This is a genomic window from Acidobacteriota bacterium (assembly GCA_003696075.1).
Classification (GTDB): Bacteria; Acidobacteriota; Polarisedimenticolia; order J045; family J045; genus J045.
The window spans coordinates 35,036-41,519 of the sequence record RFHH01000054.1 but is presented as its reverse complement, the minus strand read 5'-3'; the positions used below and the strand labels follow the sequence as shown (position 1 = coordinate 41,519).

6 protein-coding genes are annotated in these 6,484 nt (G+C 72.9%); 5 read left to right on the top strand and 1 reads right to left on the bottom strand.

The window, feature by feature from the left end; all coding sequences use genetic code 11:
- Positions 1 to 294: 294 nt before the first annotated feature.
- The 4 genes from D6718_03490 (at position 295) to hfq (ending at position 4,246) form a co-directional block, all read left to right on the top strand.
- The gene (locus D6718_03490) at positions 295 to 633 is read left to right on the top strand and encodes an anti-sigma factor antagonist (protein RMG47555.1); all 339 of its coding nucleotides are present in this window, start codon (positions 295 to 297) and stop codon (positions 631 to 633) included.
- Positions 630 to 2,930 (top strand): SpoIID/LytB domain-containing protein, encoded by a 2,301-nt coding sequence (locus D6718_03485; GenBank protein RMG47554.1) that lies wholly within the window; start codon positions 630 to 632, stop codon positions 2,928 to 2,930. The genes D6718_03490 and D6718_03485 overlap by 4 nt, the downstream gene beginning before the upstream one ends.
- A 118-nt stretch (positions 2,931 to 3,048) precedes the next feature.
- Positions 3,049 to 4,029 carry a tRNA (adenosine(37)-N6)-dimethylallyltransferase MiaA gene (gene miaA, locus D6718_03480; GenBank protein ID RMG47553.1) on the top strand — a complete coding sequence of 327 codons (981 nt, stop codon included), beginning with the start codon at positions 3,049 to 3,051 and terminating at the stop codon, positions 4,027 to 4,029.
- Positions 4,030 to 4,036: 7 nt separating this feature from the next.
- Positions 4,037 to 4,246 carry an RNA chaperone Hfq gene (hfq, locus tag D6718_03475; protein ID RMG47552.1) on the top strand — a complete coding sequence of 70 codons (210 nt, stop codon included), beginning with the start codon at positions 4,037 to 4,039 and terminating at the stop codon, positions 4,244 to 4,246.
- 21 nt (positions 4,247 to 4,267) lie between these two features.
- Here hfq and D6718_03470 read toward each other — a convergent pair whose 3' ends face one another.
- Positions 4,268 to 5,698, bottom strand: coding sequence for a PilT/PilU family type 4a pilus ATPase (locus D6718_03470; GenBank protein RMG47551.1), 1,431 nt, complete (start codon positions 5,696 to 5,698; stop codon positions 4,268 to 4,270).
- 164 nt (positions 5,699 to 5,862) lie between these two features.
- On the opposite strand from D6718_03470, the gene D6718_03465 reads away from it, so the two are divergent.
- Positions 5,863 to 6,480: a CDP-alcohol phosphatidyltransferase family protein gene (locus D6718_03465; protein RMG47550.1), complete on the top strand. Its 618-nt coding sequence runs from the start codon at positions 5,863 to 5,865 to the stop codon at positions 6,478 to 6,480.
- Positions 6,481 to 6,484: the final 4 nt, after the last annotated feature.

The following is a 6,484-nucleotide window of genomic DNA, read 5'->3' as shown; positions in this document are numbered from 1 at the left end:
TGCCGGTTTCCCCGGCCGCCGGTCCGAGCGACCGAGCGCCCTCGAAGAGGACTCCGCCGGGGCGCGCGTCGGCGGCTTGGCCGCGACGAGCGCGGCCGTACGGATGGCCGGACGGTCCGGCGGGCGTCCGGCCGCGGAAAGGCCGGCTCCGTTTCGGAAAGGCCGAGGCCCCGGCCGGCGAGCCGATCCGGCGCTGCGGCCGAGGGCTTGGCGAATGATCCGGGCTAGAATGCCCCGAAGGCCCGGCCGGAGGGCCGGCCGGGAAGGGGTGAAGCCGAAAGAGAGAGGCGCCAGATGAAGATCAGCGTGGACCAGACGGGGAAGGTCACCATCCTCCGCCCGCAGGGCGCGGTCCGGGTCGGCGAGGGGGACGTCGCCCTGCGGAACGTCGTCAAGGAACAGCTCGATCAAGGCCGGAAGCTCATCGTCCTCGACATGGAATCCGTCAGCTTTCTCGACAGCGCCGGGCTGGGTGAACTCGTCGCGGCCCTCAAGCGGGTTCGGGAGGCCGGGGGCGACCTGAAGATCGCCCACGTGAGCCAGCGTGTCTCCGACGCCCTGCACGTGACGCAGCTCACCCGGGTCCTCGACGTGTACAAGGACGTCACGGAAGCGATCGCCTCCTTCCTGTGATTTCGCGGCTCCGGGACGACAGGATCCGGCGAGGCCGGCGCCGACCGGCGAACCGGAGGCAAGCTGGCGCCCGTTCCCGCCTCCTCGGGGGGATCGCCGCTTGGGCCCCCGGCGCGGCGGCGCTGGCCCTCGCAGCCGGACCGAGCGCACTCGACCACGTCGACCCGGGCGTCGCGATCCCGCCGCCGAGAATCCGCGTGGCGCTCAGCGCACCCGAGGAAGCCGTGCGGGTCGGGGCGACGGAGGGACCGCTCCTGCTCTTCGATGCGGCGACGGGCCGCCCGCTGTGGAGCGAGGACCGGGCTCCGGGAGAGGTGATCGTGGTCCCCGAAGGGGAAAAGGTCGCCAGCGGCCGGAAGGTCTACGCCGTTCAGGTCGGAGCGTTCCGCGACGAGGGGGCGGCACGGGCCCTCGCGCGGCGGCTGGAGCGGGAGCACCGCGTTCCCGCACGGGCCGTCCGGGACGCGCCGCGGGGCGTTTTCCGGGTGCGCGTGGGTCGGGCGCCGGAGGCGCGCGCGCTCGCCGGCCTGCTGGCGGCGCTGCGCTCCGGTGGATTCCCGGACGCCTGGGTGGTCGCCGAGCCGGAGGCGTCGTTCGAGGCGACCGGATTGAAGCTGGTGGACGCCCGGTGGCGGGTTCGCTCCGCCGGCACGTCCGCGATCGTGGCGGCGGCCCCCGGAGGGCTCGTCACGCAGGAGGGCCGCCCGTACCGCGGCGTGCTGGAGATACGGGTGACCGACCGCGGCACCCTGCTCGTCGTGAACGAACTCAATCTCGAGCAGTACCTGCGGGGTGTCGTTCCGGAAGAGCTGGGCCCCGGCGCGTTCCCCGAGCTGGAGGCGCTCAAGGCCCAGGCGGTGGCCGCCCGGACCTACGCGTACGCGAATCGCGGGCAGTTCGCCGAAGCGGGCTTCGACATCTGCGACACCCCGCGCTGCCAGGTCTACGGCGGGCAGGCGAGCGAGCATCCGCTCAGCGACCGGGCGGTGGCGGAGACCGCGGGCGAGATCCTCGTCTTCGACGGACAGCCGATCAATGCCCTGTACACCTCGACATGCGGGGGGCACACGGAGGACGCAGCCGTCGTGTTCCCGGAAATGGCGGCGCCCTACCTGCGCGGGGTGCCGTGCCGCCCCGAGCAGGAGGAGCTGGAGCGTTCCTGGGTCGAGATCGAGGGGGCGGGGGTCGGCGATCCCGGCCCGGGGCCGGATCCTCTCGGCCTCGCGCGGCTCGTGGCCCACGGACTCGCCGGGCCGGAGATCCTTCGCGCCGCCTGGCGGCGCCAGCGGGTCACCGGAGCCGATCTGACGGCGCTGTTCGGCGCCCTCGCCCGCCGGGCCGGACGGCCGGCACCGGCGCCGATCGGAGGCCGCCCGACCCGACTCGAGGCGTGGCGCTGGTGGGCGCGCGGCCTGGGGCTCGCCGGCCCTCTCATCGAATCGTCGGTCCCCGACGGGCCGCTCGACCCGCTCCTTCCCGTCGACGATGCGGGCGCGCTCGCCCCGGAGGATCGCCTCCTGGTCGCCGCCCTGATGGCAGAGGGCCTCGTCGTCCCGGAGGATGCGGGACGTCTCGCTCCGGCCGCGCACCCTTCCCGCGGAGAGGCGCTCACCTGGGTCTTGCGGCTGGCCGAGCGCTACGGCCTCGTGCCACTCGAGGACGGGCAGATTCAGGGTTCGGGCGCCGCGTTCCGGGTGCGCTCGGGCCGGGTGGTCCGGGATCTCCCGCCGGATGCCGCCCCGTGGATCGTCGCCGAGACGGGGGGCCGCTGGCACTGGGTCAGGTCGGTCCGGCTGCTCTCCGGGGACACGGTGCGCCTCGTGACCGACCCCGGCGGGCGCATTCGGCTGCTAGCCGTTCCGGAGCGGCAGGGGGTGGCGGACGACCGGTCCAGCGGTCGTTTCCGCTGGACCCTCGTCCGGGACCGGCGGGAGTTGGAGCGCTCGTTGGCGGAGGTGGCACCGGTGGGCGCTCTGCGCGACTTGCGGGTGCTCGAGCGCGGGATCTCGGGCCGCGTCGCGCGGCTCGAGGCCATCGGCACCGCGGGCCGGGCGGTGGTGGAGGGATTCCGCCTGCGGCGTGCCCTCGGGCTGCCGGAGACGTTGTTCGGGGTGGAGATTCAGCGGGACGAGGACGGCCTCGTCCGGCGCGCCCTTTTCGAAGGGCGCGGGTGGGGGCACGGCGTCGGCCTGTGCCAGTACGGCGCTTTCGGGATGGCCTCCCGGGGGAAGAGCTACCGGGAGATCCTCGCGCACTACTACACGGGAGCGAGGATCGCCCGCATCGACGCGCCATGAGACGCGATCCGCGCAAAGCGGCCCGCGACGCCACGGACGGACTGCTCCTCCTCGGGGCGCTCCTGGCCGTCTACGTGGCGGGCCTGCAGCTCTGCGGAGCCCTGGCCGCCTGCCGGTGATGAGTGGCGCACGCGCAAGGTTCCCGCCGACGGTGGCCGTCGTCGGGCCCACCGGGACCGGGAAGACGGGCTTGGCCGCGGCCCTGGCCGACCGGTACGCCTGTCGCCTGATCTCCTGCGACGCGGTGCAGGTCTACCGCGGGCTGGACGCGGCCACCGCGAAACCGAGCGGAGCGGAGCGCCGCCACCGGTGGGCGCTGGTCGATTGGCTTCCGCCCGAGCGGGACGCCGACCTCGGGCGCTGGGTCCGGGCGGCCGAGGCGGAACTCGTCGAAGCGGCCCGGCGGGACGAGCTTCCCGTCGTGGTGGGCGGCACCGGGCTCTACCTGCGCGGGTTGGCGAAGGGGGTCACCCCCGCGCCGCGGCGCAGGCCGGAGCTCCGCGCGCGGCTGGATGCGATCGCCAGGCGGCGCGGGGTGCCGTTCCTCCACCGGATGCTGCGGCGGATCGATCCGGAAGCGGCCGCCCGCCTCCGCCCCGGGGACCGCCAGCGGATCGTCCGGGCGCTCGAGGTGCGCCTGGTCGATCCGGCGAGCCGGCCGGCGCCGCTGCAGACGGACTGGCGGGGCCCGGACCGCTTTCCGCTGCTCCGGCTCGGCCTGCGGCTGCCCCGGGAGCGACTCGCCGAACGTCTCGACGCCCGCGTGGAGGAGTTCTTCGCGGCGGGGTTGGTCGACGAGGTCCGCCGGCTCCTCGGGCAGGGCGTCCCCCGGTCGGCCAACGCGCTCAAGGCGATCGGGTACAGGGAGGTCGTGGCCTGGCTGGAGGAGGGAGGCGCTCCGGATCGCCTCCCGCAGGTGATCGAGCTGGTCAAGCGGAACACCCGCCGCTACGCGAAGCGCCAGATGACTTGGTTCAGGGGCGAACCCGGCGTGCGCTGGCTGGAGGCCGACGCTCCCGGCCTCGTGGACGCCGCCGAGCGGATCGTCATCGAGTGGCTCCGGGAGATCGGCGCGCGCGAGCCCCGCCGTCGCCTATAATCCGCCCATGGCCGGAGAGTCCGATCTGCAGGCGAAGCTGCTGGAGCGCCTGCGCCAGAACGGCGCGGTGGTGGCGGTGTGGCTGGTCTCGGGCAAGCGCCTGATCGGGCGGCTGCGGGGCTACGATCGCTACACGATCGTTCTCGACCACGGGGGGGCCGAGCACGTGGTCTTCAAGCACGCCATCGCCACGATCGGGCCCGCGCGCGGGGATTGAGCGCTCCGGCCCGCCTCGCGGTCAGCGGCGGAAGAGCCCGCCGCGACCGGCGGTTTCGGTGCTGAGCTCCCGCACGCGCGCCTGCAGGCGCTCGATCTTCGCCTCGTACTCGGCGCGCTGCGCCTCCATGGCCCGCGCGATGCGGTCCCGCTCGTCCTGGAGTGCCCGCAGCCGCTGGTCCTGCTCCGCATCGGCGTTCCGCAACTGGTCGAGTTGCGCCTGCAGCTCGGCGATCCTCGCGTCCCGCTCGGCGATCGCCTGCTGGTGGCGCTCCTGGAGCTCGTCGTAGAGGCGTTCGATCTCCATCAGGCGGTGGATGCGCGAGAAATCGGCGTCGGAAGCCATCTCCTGTTCCTCCCCCGGGGCGTCGGTCGCGTTCGCGGAGTAGAGCAGCTTGCGGAGCAGAAGGTCGAGGTCGCCCGGGTTCGGCGAGGCCTCGAGAGCCCGCTCGCGGGTGATGACCCTGTTGACGACCAGCGCCGCCAGGGACTGATTCATCGTCTGCATTCGGTGGTACGAAACCGACCGCTCCATCTCCTCTTGCAGCTCCCCGATGTTCCCGTCCCGGATGAGCTTGCTGATCCGCGGCGTGGCGCGGAGGATCTCCACGGCGGCGACGAGCCCGCTCCCGTCCGCCCGCTCGACGAGCTGCATGCTGACCACCGCCTGGAGGACGTGAGACAGCTGCTGGCGCACCTGCCGCTGCTGCTCCGCCGGGTACATGTCGATGATGCGGTCGATGGTCTGGGCCGCGGAGTTCGTGTGCAGGGTCGTCAGCACGAGATGCCCGGTCTCCGCCGCGGTCAGCGTGGTCTCCATCGTCTCCAGGTCGCGGTTCTCACCGACCATGATCACGTCCGGATCCTGGCGAAGCGCGTTGCGGAGAGCGTCGGGAAAGCTGGTGGTGTCCGACCCGACCTCGCGCTGGGTGACGACGCCGAGGCCGTCGGTCAAGAGGAACTCGATCGGATCCTCGATCGTCACGACGTGGACCAACCGCTTGCTGATGATCTCGTGGATCAACGCGGCGAGCGTCGAGGACTTTCCCGATCCGGTCGGTCCGGTGATGATCACCAGGCCCTGCCGCAGATCGGCGAGTTCCTTGATCGCCTCGGGGAGCCCCCATTCGTCGATCGTGGGGAAGTGGATCGGCACGCGCCGGAAAACGGCTCCGAGCGTTCCTCGCTGGTAGAAGATCGTCGCCCGGAAGCGCGACATCCCGCCGACGGAGTGTCCGAACTCCACGCACAGCTTCTCTTCGAGAATGCGCTGCTGCTGCGGTGTGAGGATCTCGCGCAGCATCCGGTCGAGATCTTCCGGCCGGAACGGGGGCGCCTTGAGGGGGAGGAGGCGGCCCTTCAGCCGCACCAGCGGCGGGCGCATCGGTTTGAGGTGAAGATCCGACGCCTCCTTGTCCACCAGGAACTTCAGCAGACTGCGCAGCGTCGGCACCGCCTTCCTGGGGCCTTCGGCGACCGCTCGACTCACCTGGCGATCCCCTTCCGGTCGCGCGACCGGCCCTCCCCCCGCGGGCGGCCGGGCGACGCGCCGACGGAGCGAATCTAGGTCCGGCCGCGCCCGGGGGCCACGCGCGGCCGGGCGGTAGAATCCCCCGCATGAAGCCCTTCGAGTCGCTGCTGCGGCAACTGACGGTCGCCAACCAGCTCACCCTCCTCCGGCTGGCCGCCGCGCCGGCCCTCGCCCTGGCCCTCCTCAACGGCCTGCCGGGGTTGGCGTTCGGCCTGTTCGTGGCGGCCGCGGTGACCGACCGGCTCGACGGCCTCGCCGCCCGCCGGTTCGGACAGCAGACGGCTCTGGGTGCGTTCCTGGATCCGGCGGCGGACAAGCTCATGATGCTCGTCAGCTACGTGGCGATGGCCATGCCGGATGCGCCGCGGCCCTTCCCCGACTTCCGTCTGGCCTGGCACGTGCCGGCCTGGCTGGCGCTCCTCGTCGTCGCCCGGGACGTGCTGATCGTGCTCGTGGCCGCCGCCCTGTACCTCGCGACCGACGTCCGGAGCTTTCCTCCGACGCGCCTGGGGAAGTGGACGACCGGCTTCGAGATGGGCACGGCCGGCGGGTTCCTCCTGGCGAACGTGTGGACCGGTTTCCCGCCGCTCCTGCTCCATGCCGGGGCGGCGGTGACGGGAGCGCTGGTGGTCGCGTCGGGGTTGCAGTACCTGCTCCGGACGCGGCGCCGCCTCGCGGCCCTGGACTCGCGGGCGTCGGGCTGAGGTC